Raw genomic sequence first — 17,504 nt, forward strand, 5'->3', positions numbered from 1 at the left:
AAAAACAAGATGAAAAAATATATAAAAACAATTAAAAATCTATTCGTTGTTATCTTTTTAACATCAATAGTTGCTTCTTGTACAAAAGATTTAAATATTGTACCAGAAGATGATCAAACTGTTTTAAGTGAGGCTCTTTTTGAAAATGAAAGTGCTTATTTAGATGTTTTAGCAGGAGTTTATGCTAACTTATCTTTAACAGGAGTTGATGGACCAGGAAGTTCAAATATTCAAGGATTAGACGCAGGTACAAGTCAATATGGTAGAGTTTTACTGTATTTACAAACACTTTCTGCAGATCAAATGATATGGTCTTATGAAAATGATCCTGGAACAAGAGAAATACAACGTAATGTTTGGACAGCTCAAAATCCTTTAATCTTAGGTATGTTTAGTAGAGCAATGGTTTCTGTTGCTTTTTCTAATAATTTTCTTAGAGAAACAACTGCAGCAAAATTAGATGCTAGAAATGTAACTACAGCTACCAGAGCAGAAATTGTAACATATAGAGCTGAAGCAAGATTATTAAGAGCTTTAGCATATTACAATCTTATGGATTTATATGGTAAAGCACCTATGGTGTTAGAATCAGATCCAACCGCAGGTTTTAATCCTCCTCAAGTAGAAAGAGCAGAATTATTTACATTTATAGAAAGCGAATTACTTGCAATTGATGTAGATTTAATGGCTCCAAAAACAAATCAGCATGGTAGAGCAGACAAAGCAGTTGCGTGGATGATTTTAGCTAAAATGTATTTAAATGCAGAAATTTATATCGGACAAGATAAATATACTGAATGTATAGACGCTACTAAAAAAATAATAACAGGTGGTTTCACATTAGCAACTGATTATGCACATTTATTTATGGCAGACAACAATACAAACTCTGCTACTAATGAGATTATTTTTCCTTTAATTTCTGATGGTTTAATTACACAAAACTACGGACCAACAACTATTATGATTAATGGTGAAGTTGGAAGTTTAGAAGTTAATGGTACTGCTTTAGGTGTTGGTGCATCTGGTTGGGGAGGCGCTTTAAGAGTTAGAAAGCAATTTGCTCAATTATTTGATGGAGGTATCTTTTCTGGAGATACAAGAAATACAATTATTTCTGGAACTCGAAGTATCGATATTTCTGATATTTCTGATAAAGATCAAGGATATGTAATAGAAAAGTATTCTAATGCAACCTCAACAGGAGCATTTGGATCAGATCAAACTTTTGTTGATACAGATTTCCCTTTATTTAGATTAGCAGATGTATACTTAATGTATGCAGAAGCTCATTTAAGAGGTGGTTCTGGTGGTTCAAATGCAGATATGGAAACCTATGTAAATGCATTAAGAACAAGAGCAAATAATCCTCAAAATAATTTAACAACAGCAGATATCAGTTTAGATTTTATTCTTGATGAAAGAGCAAGAGAATTACATTGGGAAGCACACAGAAGACAAGATTTAATTCGTTACAACCGTTTTACAGGAGGTAACTATAATTGGGCTTGGAAAGGTAATGGTAGTAATGGTATTTCTTTACCTGCTCACATGAGTATTTACCCAATACCAACTGCAAGTTTAGCTTCTAATCCAAATTTAACTCAAAATGCTGGGTATTAATTTTAAAAACAAATTACAAATGATGAAAAATATTAAAAGATTTTCAGTAATTGGTATTATTGGTTTAGTACTGTTGTTCATACAATCTTGTGATGACACTACTGAAAAATTCACGATATCACAACCAACAGCTCCTATTTTAGCTGAATTAAATTTCACGCAATTAGAATTAGATGCTGTTAACACGTCAAACCCTGCTTTAACATTAAATTGGGATGAAGCAGATTACGGTATTCAAGCCGCTGTAAATTATACTATTCAATTTTCTAAGGATGATACTTTTGCTGAAACAGTAATCGCATCTACCATTACTGGTAAAACGTCAGTTACATTATCTATAAATGAAGTAAATGCTGCTGCAGGAAATGCAGGACTAAATCCTTTTAATTGGTCTAATATTTATGTAAGAATTGTTTCTTCTTTAGGAACTCAAAACAGTGAAACAGCTGCTTCAAATGCAATTATGTTTAGTGTTTATCCTTACTATAATTATGTATATGACGATTATTATTTAGTTGGAGACGCAACTGCTCCAGGTTGGAATAATAATAACAATAATCCAGCTCTTTTTAGAGATGAAACAGATAGTAATACTTTTTATTACACTGGTTTATGGGCAGATAACGGACACTTTAAAGTTCTAGAAACAAAAGGTTTGTGGCATCCACAATTAGGTACAGATGATGGCGTTAAATTTTGGGGAACTACTTTAACAAGTTCATCACCAGAACCAGAAAGACTTCCTTATGGAGGTGGAAATGGTATTCCTGGAGGGTTCTATACTTTAAAAATGAATTTTGCAAGTAAGACTTTTACTTTTGAGGCATATGATGCAACAGGAAAAACAAGTCCTGCTTCATTAGAAATTCAAGGATCTAGTACTGCAAATGTAGCAATGACACCATTGGCTTTTGATGGTCATATTTGGTTTGCAACTGCAATACACTTAACACCCGGTAATATAGAATTTGTTACTGGAGCTAGCGCTAAATGGGGAAGCACTACTTCTTTTTCTGGTGTAGCTACTGATGGTGGTGGTGCCGTACCTGTAATTGTAGAAGATGATTATGATGTATGGTTTAATGATTTAACTGGTCGTTATATCTTCATTCCTTTAAATTTATAATAACTTAATAATAGATATAAAATGAAAACTTATTTAAAAACATTAAGCTACTTATTTTTATCATTGACACTTTTATTAAGTGCCTGTGAAACTGAAGAAAGCTTAACAATAACAAGTCCAGATCCTGTTTTTGAGTTAATAACACCAGGAATTAGCAATGTATTTTTAAACTTTGCTTTGCAAGATAATCCAGCATTTACAATTACATGGAAAGATGAAATTAATACTTCTGCAACTTACAATGTAGAAATGTCTTTAGAAGATACTTTTGCAGCTCCTGTATTATTAGGAAGCACAGACAAAAAGAATTTTACAATGACTGTTGCTGAACTTAATCAAGTATTAGATGACGCTTCTGTACAGTCTTATACAGATACACCTATTTACTTAAGATTAAACACAGGAAGTTCTACTTCTAATATAATTTTATTTCAAGTATCAAAATTTGCTGTAAATCCTCCAGTAATTTCTAGCCCAGATAATTCTTTTTCACAAGTATTGTCGGATGTTAATCCAGATGATACTGCATTAACAATTACGTGGGACGATTCAGAAATTGGAGCAACTAGTAGTTTAGATATTAGCTATGAAATAGAAATGGCTTTAGGAGGAACAAGTTTTGCAACTCCAACTAACATTGGTACAAGTGCAACAACTATGTTTGAAGTTTCTCATAATGATTTAAATGATTTAGTAATTGCAAACGGAGGAAAAGCTGATATAGCAACAGATTTTGATTACAGAATTAAAGCAATTGCAAAATCTGCATCGGGAGATTTAACAAGAACTTCAGACGCAATTACAATTGCATTAACTGCATTTAAAGCAGCAATACCAGACAATTTATTTATGGTAGGAGCTCATAATGGATGGAATAATGCCGATCCAACACAACAATTCTATAATGATGGAAATGGTGTATTTGTAAAAGTACAAGCATTTGATGCAGGTCAAGAATTTAAATTGTTACCTACTTCTGGTTCTTGGGATGGTGATTATGGTGAAGACAAAAACAACGCTGGAAAAATAGTTCAGGATGATGAAAAAAACATCCAAATAGCCACAGCCGGAACTTATGTAGTTATTATTGATTTTAATACACTAAGCTTTAAGTTAGAAAACATAGACACATTGTTTATGGTTGGTTCTCATAATAGTTGGAATAATGCTGATGCAACTCAAGAATTATATACTTCAGGAAACGGTGTTTTCACAAAACTTCAAGCATTTACTCAAGGAGATGAATTTAAAATGCTTCCTACTTCTGGCGATTGGGCTGGAGACTGGGGAGAAAATAAAACCACTTCTGGTAGATTAGAACAAGATGATGAGCAAAATATTAAAATTGAAACTACTGGCACTTATATGGTAACTGTCGATTTTAATACACTTTCTTTTAACCTTTTAGAAGCTCCTGATGCATTACATTTAGTAGGTTCACCAAATGGCTGGGACAATACAACAGCCCCTGCTTTTACAAAAGTATCTGAAGGATTGTTTGAATTAACTCAAACTTTAACTTCAAGTGATGAATTTAAATTCTTACCTGTGCAAGGTTCTTGGGACAATGATTGGGGAGAAAGTAAAAAATATCCTGGAATGATCGTTAGAGATGATGAGAACAATGTGAAATCTCCTGGAGATGGAATATATAAGGTTACAGTAGATTACAATAAAGGAACAGTAACTGTTCAATAATTTTTTAAAACTAAACAAAGGCTATCTATAAAAGGATAGCCTTTGTCTTTTAACAAACTATTTTTATGAAAAAAATTACTTTACTATTATTATTTATAACTTCTTTAGGGTTTAGTCAAGTTACGATTACTCCAAACCCTTTTGAAATAACAGAATCTATAACTATTAGTATAGACGCTAATAGTTCTGCTACAGATTGTAATGGTCTTAGCAACCCAACAAAAGTATACATGCACTCTGGTGTTGGAAACGCTACCAATGCTTGGGGTACAAAAGCAATTGGTAACTGGGGAAAAGATGACGGAGTTGGATTAATGACTTTAAATTCATCTAACAATCGTTGGGAAATTACAATTGTACCAAAAACATATTTTTCTTTAACAGATGCACAAGCAACTAGCATTACCAATATGGGAATGGTTTTTAGAAACGCAACTGGTAATCAAGAAATGAAAGATAATGGTTGTTCTGATTTTATTATTAATGTTGGTTCATTTCAATTAACTTTAAACGCACCTACAACTGCAACAACAGTCTTAAACTCAGGACAAAGTTTATCAATAAGTGCAAACACTTCATTAATTGCAAACTTCACTTTAAAAGCAAATGGTGCTGTTATTAATCAAAAAACAAATGCAACTGCATATAGCTTCTCTCCTACTGTAACTCAAAATACAACGTATATTTTAGAAGCTATTAATAACGGAGAAACAAAAAGCACAACTTTTCAGGCAGTTGTAAAACCAACTGTTACAGAAGCAACTCTTCCTTCAGGAATGAAAGATGGAATTAATTTAAACACTTTAGACAACACAAAAGCTACTTTAGTTTTTTATGCTCCTGGTAAAGATTTTATTCATTTAATTGGTAGTTTTAATAATTGGGAGATAAATGATACTTATTTACTAAAAAAAGACACTGCTAAAAATCGTTTTTGGATTGAACTTACTGGTTTAACACCACAAACAGATTATTCTTATCAATATATAATTGATGCAAATTTAAGAGTTGCAGACCCTTACTCTACTGTTGTTTTAACAGAATCTAATGATCAATATATAAATGCAACTACATACCCTAACTTACCAAGTTACCCTACAGAAAAAACAAATCATGCAGTAACTTTATTAAGAACTGGTGATGCTACTTATGTTTGGCAAAACACTTCATTTACAAAACCTGCAAAAACAGATTTAGTTGTTTACGAAATTTTAATTAGAGATTTTGATGCACTTCATACTTATGATGCTGTAAAAGCAAGGTTAGATTATTTAGAAGAATTAGGTATAAACGCAATAGAATTTATGCCAGTAATGGAATTTGATGGTAATGAATCTTGGGGTTATAACCCTTCTTTTCATATGGCATTAGATAAATACTATGGTAATGCTACTTCTTTTAAGCAATTTATTGATGAATGCCATAAAAGAGGAATCGCTGTTATTATAGATGTTGCCTTTAATCACGCAAGTGGACAAAACCCATATTATAGAATGTGGAATAGTGACAATGGAGGTTATGGTGGTCAAGCAAGTGCAGATAACCCATTCTTTAATCAAACAGCAACACACTCTTATAGTGTTTTTAACGATTTTAATCACTCTAAACAAGCTACTAAAGATTACGTAAAAAGAGTTTCTCAATATTGGATTGATGAATACAAAATAGATGGTTTTAGATGGGATTTAACAAAAGGATTCACTCAAAACTGTTCTTCTGGTGATGCATGTACAAACGAATATCAACAAGACAGAGTTGATATTTTAAAAGAATACGCAGATGATCAATGGGAAATAGACCCAAATTTCTACATTATTTTCGAACATTTGGGTACCAATAACGAAGAAACTCAGTGGGTAAATTATAGACTTAATGAAGGAAAAGGAATTATGGTTTGGGGAAATCACAATCATCAATATAACCAAGCAACAATGGGCTTTGGTAGTGAGGCAGATTTTTCTTGGATTTCTTATAAAAACAGAAATTGGTCTGTACCAGCAAATGTAAGTTATATGGAAAGTCATGATGAAGAACGTTTAATGTACAAAAACCTTCAATTTGGGGGGTCTAATGGAAGTTATAACGTTAAAAATTTAGATACAGCTTTAGAAAGAGAAGAATTGGCAGGTGCATTCTTCTTTACAATTCCTGGTCCGAAAATGATTTGGCAATTTGGTGAATTAGGATATGATATCTCGATTGATCAAGGTGGTAGAACTGGTAATAAACCTATTTTATGGAATTACCTATCAAATGAAGGCAGAAGAGATATTAAAAGCACTTGGTCTAAACTAATTAAACTAAAGTTAAAATATGATATTTTTAAAACATCAGACTTTACCTTAGATGTTGGTAATTCTAACGGATTAAATAAAATTCATTTAACAGATCCAACAGCAGCAGATATTCAAAACGTTGTAGTAATTGGTAACTTTGGCACAACTACTCAAAGTATTTCTCCGTTTTTTCAACAAACTGGTACTTGGTATAATTTATTAGAAGACAATGCTACAATAACTGTTACCAATACAACAGCAGCAATATCTTTAGCTCCAGGAGAATTTAAAGTATTTGCAAATAAACCAGGAACACTTTCAACTGAAAACATCAGTTTAGCAAAAGATTTCTTACAACTATATCCAAACCCTACTTCTACTTCTTTTACATTATCACAAGAAGTACAAGAAGTTCGTCTTTTTGATGTAACAGGTAAACTAGTTCAAAATTTTAGTAAAAACGTTATAAAAAACAACACTTACGAGGTAAATAACTTAAATAAAGGGATTTATTTTATCCGAATTAAGGATAAGAACAATCAAATACAGACAAAAAAATTAATTATTAACTAAATACTTTTTAGCAATTATCTGTTTATATGGTCTTACAATTTCAATAATTTTACCAGCAATAATAGTAATCCTGTTATTATTAAAATTGGTGTATTTTTAATAGTAATAGGTTCATTAACATAAATCATTACAAATAAAAATACAAAGAATAATGGGCAAGAAATTTCTCGTAAAGACCCTCTAAAAAAGATTGGGAATTACGGTAAATATGCTGCTTTAACTGCATTGGGTACTTATCCAATATTAAGTCCACAAAAAGCGCAAGCACAAAGTCCAGAAACTCCTGGAACTGGATTCTAGATATAAAAGTTATAATTATTATTTTAAGAAGGTTAGGTGCTATCAAGCATCTAACCTTCTTTTTTTATTTTAAAAATGTATATTTGTAATAAATCCTCCCTACTTTACTATAAAAAAATTTTATGAGAAAAAATATTTCTAAGATTTTTGAATTTTGGGGAATTCAATACTTAAAAAATAATTTCACCCACATTACTGTTCTAAGTATTACGCTACTTTTGGCTTTTTGTAATGAAACATATTCTCAATCTATACCTCCTACAAGTAGTACTTCAGAAATTTGTGGAGATTGTAACCCCACTAACTGGCAAGATGCAGACATTGCAGAAGATGGTACACCAGACGTCTCTAACAAAGAGAAGGCGGGGGGTAATTTTTTACCTCCACTAACAGGTGGTTCTGTAGGTTATAACGCTACATGGAATATTAGTGGAGCTACAGGAGATCTTCCTTCACCACCAACAGCTATTAATGTACGTTGGATTACGATTAGAGATATTGGTGATGTAAGTGGAAGTGGGCAATTTGAAGAAAATGTTGCTACAACGATTACTGATTTAGTAATAGGTAAACTATACAAAATAAAACTTTACACACTTACCGCCAGATCAATGGAAGATGGTGGATCTGGTACAAATGAATATTACTCAGGAACTTATTTAGATCAATTTGCCTACACAGTAGAAGGTCAACCTAGAAGAGATGTTTTTAATATAACTCAAGATGTTTGGGGCCAAACAACCATTGTTTTTATTGCAACTGCAACTAGTCATAAATTCACACTATTTCCAGGAGTAGGTGCAGGTGGTGGAGATAATTTAGCAACACCTGTTGAAGCTGAATCTTTACACGTAGCTGTTGGTACTGTAGACGCTATAGTTCTTTTAGATTCTGATGGTGATGGTATAGATGATGGAACAGATATTGACGATGATAATGATGGTATTTTAGACACATTAGAAAATATTGGTGGAATCAACCCAAATGCAGATGCAGATGCAGATGGAATTCCAAATTATTTAGATGTAGATAATAATGGTGGTGGTACTTTAGGCGATCTAAATGGAGATGGTGTCCAAGATTATTTTGATTTTGATGGAGATGGTATTGCCAATCATTTAGATATAGATTCAGATAACGATGGTATTATAGATAATATTGAAGCACAACCAAGTACTACTCGTATACTCCCAACTGGTTCTGTGGGTGCAAATGGTTTATATGATGTTTATGAAAGTAATACAGAAGGAGGCGTTTATACAATTTCTCCAATAAATACAGATTTAATAACATTACCAGATTATTTAGATATCGATGCAGATAATGATGGTATTCCAGATAATGTAGAGTTCCAAACCACTGCAGGATATATTGCCCCAAGTGGTATTGTCGGAGAAAACGGTTTAGACAATTTATATGAAAATAACGATTCTTATTCCCCAGCAACAAACTTACCTGTAAATACAGATAGTGCGTTAAACAATTCAGATACAATACCAGATTATAGAGATTCTGATTCTGATGGAGATGAAACGCCAGATATTGAAGAAAATAATCGTTCTACAGATGGTATTACTAGTAATAATGTTCAACCAGATGCTCTTTCTGGTTTTGATGATGATAATGATGGTTTAGACAATAATTTTGATAATGATGTTAACACTCCTTCTAATTGGGATGTAAACGATGAAATTGAAGTGCTACCAACAAATTTATTTAACTCAGATCCTTTAGAAGATGCAGAAGTAGATTATAGAGATGATGTAACTGGTAAAGATACCGATGGTGATGGAATACCAGATATCGTAGATATAGATGATGATAATGATGGTATTTTAGATACTACAGAATGTCCTTTAATAAATACCGTAATTCCTACTGGAACTGCATCTGGCATAGCAGATTATAGCAGTGTAGGGAATCCTCAAAATGCAATAAATGGAAATAATAATCAAAGAGCATCGTTAAATAGTGTTAATGATTATTTAATAGTAGATTTAGGGTATATCATTCCAAATAATATAGTTATTTCTATAAGAGCAAAATCTAATAATTCTCCTAACCATGAAATGTCTGTTGAGCAATCTCTAGATGGAGTTACCTTTAGTAACTTACAAAATGACACTTTTGGTAATAATACTGAAGTAGCAAAAACATATACATTAGTAGGAACTTCAAGATTTATTCGAATAAAACTAAGCGTAGATGATGGAGCTGGTTCTTTACAAATAGACAATGTTACATATGCAGCATTTACTTTAGTAGATTGCCAAGATACAGATAGTGATGGCATTCCAGATTCTTTAGATATTGATTCAGATAATGATGGAATTATAGACAATAGAGAAGCTCAAGACAATACTTATGTACTTCCAACAGGAAGTGTTGGAGCAAATGGATTGTATGATATCTATGAAAATGGAACAGATGGAGGCACTTACAATTTTCCATTAGAAAACACAGATCTAGATATTATTCCAGATTATTTAGATTTAGATTCAGATGATGATGGTATTCCAGATAATGTAGAAGCGCAAACAACATCTGGCTATGAAGCACCAAACCTTGTTCCTGGAGTAAACGGTTTAGATAGTCGTTACGACTTTACAGATAATTATAACTCAGCAGGTTTAACTCCTGTAAATACTGATGGAGTTGACAATCCAGATTATAGAGACGATAATTCAGATGGTGATTTAAAGCCAGATATTGAAGAAAATGGAGATACAGACAACACATTAAGTGGTAATGATTTAAACAACAATGGTATTGATGATAATTTTGATGCATTTGGTAATTTAGCTTTTGATGTAAATGATGATAAAGACACCCCTTCAATACATTTACCAGATACAGATGCAGATGTAAATTCAGGTGGAGATGTAGATTATAGAGACGATTTTGATGGCATAGATACAGATGGAGACGGTATAGCCGACAGTACTGATATTGATGATGATAATGATGGTATTTTAGACATAGATGAATGTGGTTCTGTTGTATTCCCTATAGGAAATGCAACTGCAGCTCCAATCTCTAATGATGTTAGTAATCCTACTAATGCTTTATTAGAAATAACAGGTAATGCTGTTTTAAATAATAATAATGATTTTTTAATCATAGATTTAGGTAGAACAATTGTAATGGGTACAATTATTACAATTCGTTCTTCAGTAGGTAATACGATTAACACAATGGAAGTTCAATCTTCTATTGGAACTTCTGGGTTTGCAAATAATGCCTCTTTCTCTTATATTACAATCAACGCATATATAAATCAACAATATACACTAGTTGCTGATGCTAGATATATAAGAATCTCAATGATAAGAGATAATAGTAATCTAAGAATTGATGGAATAACCTATGATTCTTATACAGATCCTTGTGGTTTAGATACAGATGGAGATGGTATTATAAACTCTTTAGATTTAGATTCAGATAACGACGGTATTTTAGACAATATAGAAGCACAATCAACAGTTGGCTATGTTGCTCCTTCTACAGATACAGATAATGATGCAGATAATGATGGTTTAAATGATGCTTATGATACAGATTGTACAATAGGTAGTCCTTGTGGTATTAGTAATACTGTTGGGGCTGATATATCAACAGCACCAATAAACTCAGATACTGATGCTCTAGGTTTTAATTTACCAGATTATATAGATATAGATTCAGATAATGATGGTATTCCAGATAATATAGAAGCACAAACTACACAAGGTTATGTTCCTCCTTCTGGCAATGTTGGTGTAAATGGTGTAGATGCTGCCTATGAAAATAATGACACTTATACAAGTGTAACAGGTCTAACACCTTTAGATTTTGACAATACGGTTCCTAATTTACCTGATTATAGAGATAATGATTCAGATAATGATGGAACTCCAGACATCGAAGAAAATGGAGGTAGTAATAGTATTAGCGGAACTGATACTGATGGAGATGGTTTAGACGATAATTTTGAAGGCGCAAATACCGGCGATATAGATGCTAATGACGAAATTGATGACCCATTACTTAGTATATTACCAGATGCAGATGGAGATAAAAATGGAGCAGGAGATTTAGACTATAGAGATGCAATAAACAGTCCTGATACAGATGGCGATTCAATTATAGACAGTATAGATATAGATGATGATAATGATGGAATTTTAGACACATTAGAAAATGTTGGTGGAATTAACCCAAATGCAGATTCTGATGGTGATGGTATTCCAAATTATTTAGATGTTGATGATAATGGAGGAGGTACTTTAGGCGATCTGAATGGAGACGGTGTTCAAGATTATTTTGATTTAGATGGAGATGGTGTTGCAAATCATTTAGATATCGATTCAGATAACGATGGTATACCTGATAATATAGAAGCACAACCAACAGCTACTTACTTTGCTCCTTCTGGCCCAGTTGGTGCTAATGGATTGTATAATATTTATGGAAGTGATGATAACGACTTAGCTGCAACCAGTTTCCCAATAGAAAACACAGATGGTACAGATACCCCAGATTTTTTAGATTTAGATTCAGATAACGATGGAACTCCAGATATCGACGAAAATGGAAATGGAGATACATTCAATGCTACAGATACAGATGGAGATGGTTTAGTTGATATTTTTGACACCGTAGATAATACAACAGAACCTTGGGATTCTAATGATAGTATAAACAATCCACTTTCAAGTATTTTACCTGACACTGACGGAGACTCTGGTTCTGGTGGAGATTTGGATTACAGAGATGATTCAGATGATACTGTTCTTGTTTCTCTTGATGATGCTACGCTATGGTTAAGAGCAGATATGGATGTAACTGGAGATGCAACTGTTACTAGTTGGGTAGATCAAACTACAGGCTTAGATTTTACAGGTACTGGAGGTACTAATTCACCAGACAATACTGTTGCAGCCAACAACCTAAACTTTAATCCAGTAGTAACTTTTAACAGTGGGAACGATGTTTTAACAAATACCAATGACTTAGATCCAAGAACTATGTATATTGTGTATAATGATGTTTCTACGGCATCATCTACAACACCATTTACAAATAATGATGGAAATGGTATTGGGTTTGGTCATACATCAGAAGATCAAATTTATAACGACCCTGACACACCTTCAGATGTTAGAAATGGAGTTGAATATGTTAGTGGTTTTGAAGATAATTTTTTAACTAGAGATAGACCCGATAATTATGAATTACATTCAAGAGTTTTCGCCAATAATCTGCCTAACGCTAGTCATACCTACTACGTAGGTAGAGATAGAACAGACAATACAAGAGGTATAATTGGTAGTATTGCAGAAATAATGTTGTTTAGTGTTGCTCATACAGATATACAAAGACAGCAAATAGAAAGTTATTTAGCTCTAAAATATGGGTTTACTTTAAACGGAACAGAAGTCGCTGGAGGAATTATTGAAGGAAATTATGTAACAGAAGATTTAACTGTTATTTGGGATAATGATATCGTAAAAACCTACCATAATGATGTAGCGGGTATTGGTAAAGATATGGCTATGGAGTTCTTACAAAAACAATCTAAATCTATCAACTCAGATGCTGTAATAACAATTGGTTTAGGTGCTATTTCCAATACTAGTGTTAATAACTCTAATTTTGCTAATACTAATAATATAACTGGTAATAAATCTTTCTTAGTTTGGGGTAATAACGGAGCTAGCTTAACAAATAACTCTTCTACACCAATTCTTTGTTCAGAAAAAAAACAATTAGATCGTGTTTGGAAAATAGTAGAAACAGGTACTATTGGAACTGTTGAAGTTGCTATTATTAAAGACAATGGAAGTGGTTTTGTTTTTGATACAGTTCTTGATCTTGGTCTTACAAACGAAATTCCAGTAATAATCGTTGCTGATGACCCTAGTTTCACTACCAATGTTAGACATATACCACTAACTATAAGACAAATAGACGGATCAAGTGATCACTTAGTAGCAAATATAGATTTTAATGGCACAAAATACTTCACTTATGCTGTAATTAACGCCATTTTTTGGAATGGAGATGCAACAACAAAATGGACAGGAGCCTCTGATGGTAGTAGCTTTCCTCCAACTATAGATGATGATGTATTAAATGAAGATGGTACTAAAGTATTAATTATTGATGGAGAAACCTCTGAAACAAGTGCCATTTTATCAAGTAGCGCAAATGTAGAGTGTGTTTGGATAAAACCCAATTCTAAATTAATAGTAAATAACACTAAATTTTTAGAATTTGATGGCGAACTCAAATTGGAAGGTGAAATTAAGTTAATTGGTAATGCTCATTTAGTACAATCTCATTTAGGATTTACAAATGTTAGTGGAAACGGTAAACTTTATAGAGACCAGAAAACATCTGTACCTAATATATATAGATATAATTATTGGTCTTCACCTGTTGTTCCTGCTTTAGGAGATTCACAGTTTACTGTAGAAGGTGTTATGAATGATGGTACAACACCAACCTCAGAAAACTCAAGTATTAATCCAATTACTTTCCTACAATGGGATGGTGACTTAAGTGATATTACAAATACAAATGGAACTACTGATAATCCAATAAAAATTGCTAGCCATTGGATTTATTCTTATACCAGTGATGGTAATGGCGGAGATAGAAATGCTTGGATTCACAAAAAAAATGATGGTTTAATTGCAATTGGAGATGGTTATACAATGAAAAGTACAGGAAGAGTTCCTCAAAACTTTACATTTGTTGGTACACCTAATGATGGTACAATTAACAAAACAATTACTCCTGGAGACGTTTATCTAGTAGGAAATCCCTACCCTAGCGCTATTGATGCAGATTTATTCATTACAGATAATAATCCAATACTCGATGGTACGCTTTATTTTTGGGAGCATTTAGGAGAAAGTACAACCACAGCTTCTGTAGAAGGACATGGTACATATGGATATATTGGTGGGTATTCTATAAGAAACCAAGCACAAGGAATAGCTGCAAACACTATTGTAACCGGAACAGCAGGCCTTAGTGGTGGTGATGGAAGTTACACCTCACCTTCACAGTTTATTCCTGTAGGGCAAGCTTTTTTCGTTGAAGCCCTTAATGGTGGAACTTTTTCTTTTGAAAATTCACAAAGAGTTTATAGCGACAACAATACTCTATTAAAAGGTGCTGCGAAAACTAAAATAGTAGCATTATCTTCTTTTAAAGTAGGTTTTAATTACATCAATAAAAATAATATAAATATTCATAGGCAATTGGGTGTCAATTTTAAAAGTGGAAATACGTTTAATTATGACAATGGTTTCGATAGTCAAATTTTTGATATACAACCAACAGATGCATATTGGCAATTTGAAGACGGCAAAAACTTAGCTATTGCTGGTTTAGGAGAAATTACTAAAGAGATGCAAATCCCCATAGCTTTGAATATAGATTCTGATAAACCTGTTTATATTCTAGTTGATGAAAAGGTAAATATGGATTCATATAAACTTTACCTTGTAGATTTATTTAATGGTCAAATTCATAATTTACAAAAACCTGTAGAATTAAATCTTCCTAAAGGAGAATATGTAAATCGTTTTGCTATTGTTTTTAATGCATTAACATTAAATCTAAAAGATATAGAATTAGGAAACGATATTTCAACTTATGTAGACAACAATTTAAAGGAGCTTGTAATTAAAAATAAAGGTCCTAAAATTATCACAAAAGTTGAGTTATTCAATATTCTTGGTCAAAAAGTAAAAGAATGGAAAAACCTTGAAAACACAAACTTGCATAAACTAAAAGTTGATGCATTATCATCTACAATATATATAGTTAAAGTACAAACAGAACAAGGAAACCTTACTAAGAAAATAATGATAGATTAATTTTATAGTCCTTCATTAAAACAAAAAAAAGAGCAGTTTATAACTGCTCTTTTTTTTTTTAATATATTATCAACTCCTATACTCCAAACTGATTTAAATGATGATCTAGGTGTTTATAAAATGAATTATTCCATTCTATTGCTGTTAGTTTTCCAAAAGAATGAGATTCTTTACCTTCAAAATACCCTTCTCCTAATTCTTGAGTTTTAACAATATAATCGATCAAGCGTTTCTTTTCATCATCAAAATTCTTATCCTCTTTCATTATAAATTGAGGTGCAGTTTTACCATTTTTAGAATATGGTTTTTCAGAAACAACTATATTTTTTACAAACATCTTTAAAATAAACCTTGCAAACGCATTTGGTTTTCTATGCCTGTCTGTATAAACCATTTCATAGGTTACAGAACAATGTGCTAACATTTGACCAACAGACATTTTACCCCAATTTGGTTGCGAAGTAGCAGTTAACTTTTCTATTCTTGCAATTACTTCATCAGTAATTTCTTTGGTAAATATGTTTTTCATCTTAATGTAAAATTTTAAATAATAATTCTTTTAAAATATCTTTCTGAGATTGACTCGCTCCTACTCCTTTACTCTTTACATCTGCGTCTCTTAAAGTTGCAATTACTTGCGCTACTTTTCGCATCGGATAATTTCTGGCAGCTAAAAAATATTCATCAACAAAATAAGGACTAACACCTATAGATTTAGCAACTGAATTTTTAGATTTATCTTGTAAACCATGAAATGAAAGTAACTGTGTAAAAAAACCATTTAACAAAGAAATAGTCATTACCAAAGGATTATTTTTTGGGTTTTCTGCAAAATAATTTATAATTCTATTCGCTTTTACAATATTCTTCTCTCCTACTGCTTTTCGTAATTCGAAATTATTAAAGTCTTTAGAAATACCTATATTTTCTTCAATATGAGTATCATCTATAATTGTTTCTTTGGGTAAAATTAGCATTAACTTATCTAATTCATTAGAAATCTTACTCAAATCAGTTCCTAAAAACTCCACTAACATTTGTGATGCTTTTGGTTCTATCTGATACTTTTTTCCGCTTAAAACTCTACGAATCCAATCTGAAACTTGATTCTCGTATAATTTTTTGCTCTCATAAATAAAACCTGTTTTTGCAATTGCTTTGTGCAACTTCTTACGCTTATCAAGTTTTTTATATTTATAATTTAACACTAAAACAGTAGTTGGTTGTGGATTCTCTGCATAAGAAACCAATTTTTCAATATTTCTACTTAAATCTTGCGCCTCTTTTACAATAATAACTTGTCTTTCAGCCATCATTGGATACCTTTTTGCAGAAGAAACAATATCTTCTATACTAGCATCTCTACCATACATAACCTGCTGATTGAAGCCTTTTTCCGCTTCATCCAAAATATTTTCTTCAATAAAATCAGAAATTTTATCAATGTAATAAGGCTCATCACCCATTAAAAAATAGATAGGTTTTATATTTCCTTTCTTTATATCTGAAACAATGTTTCTTATTTCGTTCATTTTCTTACTTTTGATTGATGCAAAGACTCAACCTACCAACTTATAATTTCAAACTCAAAAGTAGCGAAAATAAGACGCTTATTTTTGATAAATTGAGAAAAAAATATATGGTTCTAACTCCAGAAGAATGGGTTCGTCAACATTATGTTTATTTTTTGATTGAAGAAAAAAAATATCCGATTTCGTTAATTGCTTTAGAAAAACAATTAACGATTAATAATCGCAAGAAGAGAACTGACATTTTAGTTTTTAATAAAGAAGGAAATCATGAAATAATTGTAGAATGTAAAGCCCCCTCTATTAAGATTACTCAAGATACTTTTGATCAAATTGCACGTTATAATTTAAAATTAAAAGCTAATTATTTGATTGTAACCAATGGATTAGAGCATTTCTTCTGCAAAATGGACTTTGAAAATGAAACTTATATTTTCTTAAAAGATATTCCTGATTATAAATAACAAACCTTATATTTTATTAGTAAAAAATTAGGTCTAAACTAATT

General features: G+C 31.9%; 8 protein-coding genes. 6 read left to right on the forward strand and 2 right to left on the reverse strand.

Annotated features, from left to right (window positions below):
• The first annotated feature begins 9 nt into the window (after positions 1–9).
• The 5 genes from BTO07_RS04440 (at position 10) to BTO07_RS04460 (ending at position 15,467) form a co-directional block, all read left to right on the forward strand.
• A complete protein-coding gene (locus BTO07_RS04440) occupies positions 10–1,623 on the forward strand; it encodes a RagB/SusD family nutrient uptake outer membrane protein (protein WP_087522552.1) in 1,614 nt (537 codons plus the stop codon).
• Positions 1,624–1,642: 19 nt separating this feature from the next.
• Positions 1,643–2,749 (forward strand): SusE domain-containing protein, encoded by a 1,107-nt coding sequence (locus tag BTO07_RS04445; protein WP_087522553.1) that lies wholly within the window; start codon positions 1,643–1,645, stop codon positions 2,747–2,749.
• Positions 2,750–2,770: 21 nt separating this feature from the next.
• Positions 2,771–4,447 (forward strand): SusE domain-containing protein, encoded by a 1,677-nt coding sequence (locus BTO07_RS04450; protein ID WP_087520081.1) that lies wholly within the window; start codon positions 2,771–2,773, stop codon positions 4,445–4,447.
• 65 nt (positions 4,448–4,512) lie between these two features.
• Positions 4,513–7,296, forward strand: a complete 2,784-nt coding sequence (locus tag BTO07_RS04455) for an alpha-amylase family glycosyl hydrolase (protein WP_087520082.1) — start codon at positions 4,513–4,515, stop codon at positions 7,294–7,296.
• Between the two features lie 422 nt (positions 7,297–7,718).
• Positions 7,719–15,467 carry a T9SS type A sorting domain-containing protein gene (locus BTO07_RS04460; protein WP_087520083.1) on the forward strand — a complete coding sequence of 2,583 codons (7,749 nt, stop codon included), beginning with the start codon at positions 7,719–7,721 and terminating at the stop codon, positions 15,465–15,467.
• A 76-nt stretch (positions 15,468–15,543) separates the two neighbouring features.
• Here the strand turns inward: BTO07_RS04460 and BTO07_RS04465 are convergent, their stop codons facing one another.
• Positions 15,544–15,996 (reverse strand): DUF1569 domain-containing protein, encoded by a 453-nt coding sequence (locus tag BTO07_RS04465; RefSeq protein WP_087520084.1) that lies wholly within the window; start codon positions 15,994–15,996, stop codon positions 15,544–15,546.
• Between the two features lies 1 nt (position 15,997).
• Positions 15,998–16,999, reverse strand: coding sequence for a DNA polymerase III subunit delta (gene holA / locus BTO07_RS04470; protein WP_087520085.1), 1,002 nt, complete (start codon positions 16,997–16,999; stop codon positions 15,998–16,000).
• Positions 17,000–17,016: 17 nt separating this feature from the next.
• On the opposite strand from holA, the gene BTO07_RS04475 reads away from it, so the two are divergent.
• Positions 17,017–17,460, forward strand: a complete 444-nt coding sequence (locus BTO07_RS04475; protein ID WP_087520086.1) for a type I restriction enzyme HsdR N-terminal domain-containing protein — start codon at positions 17,017–17,019, stop codon at positions 17,458–17,460.
• Positions 17,461–17,504 lie beyond the last annotated feature (44 nt).

It is taken from the genome of Polaribacter sp. SA4-12 (assembly GCF_002163675.1).
GTDB lineage: Bacteria > Bacteroidota > Bacteroidia > Flavobacteriales > Flavobacteriaceae > Polaribacter.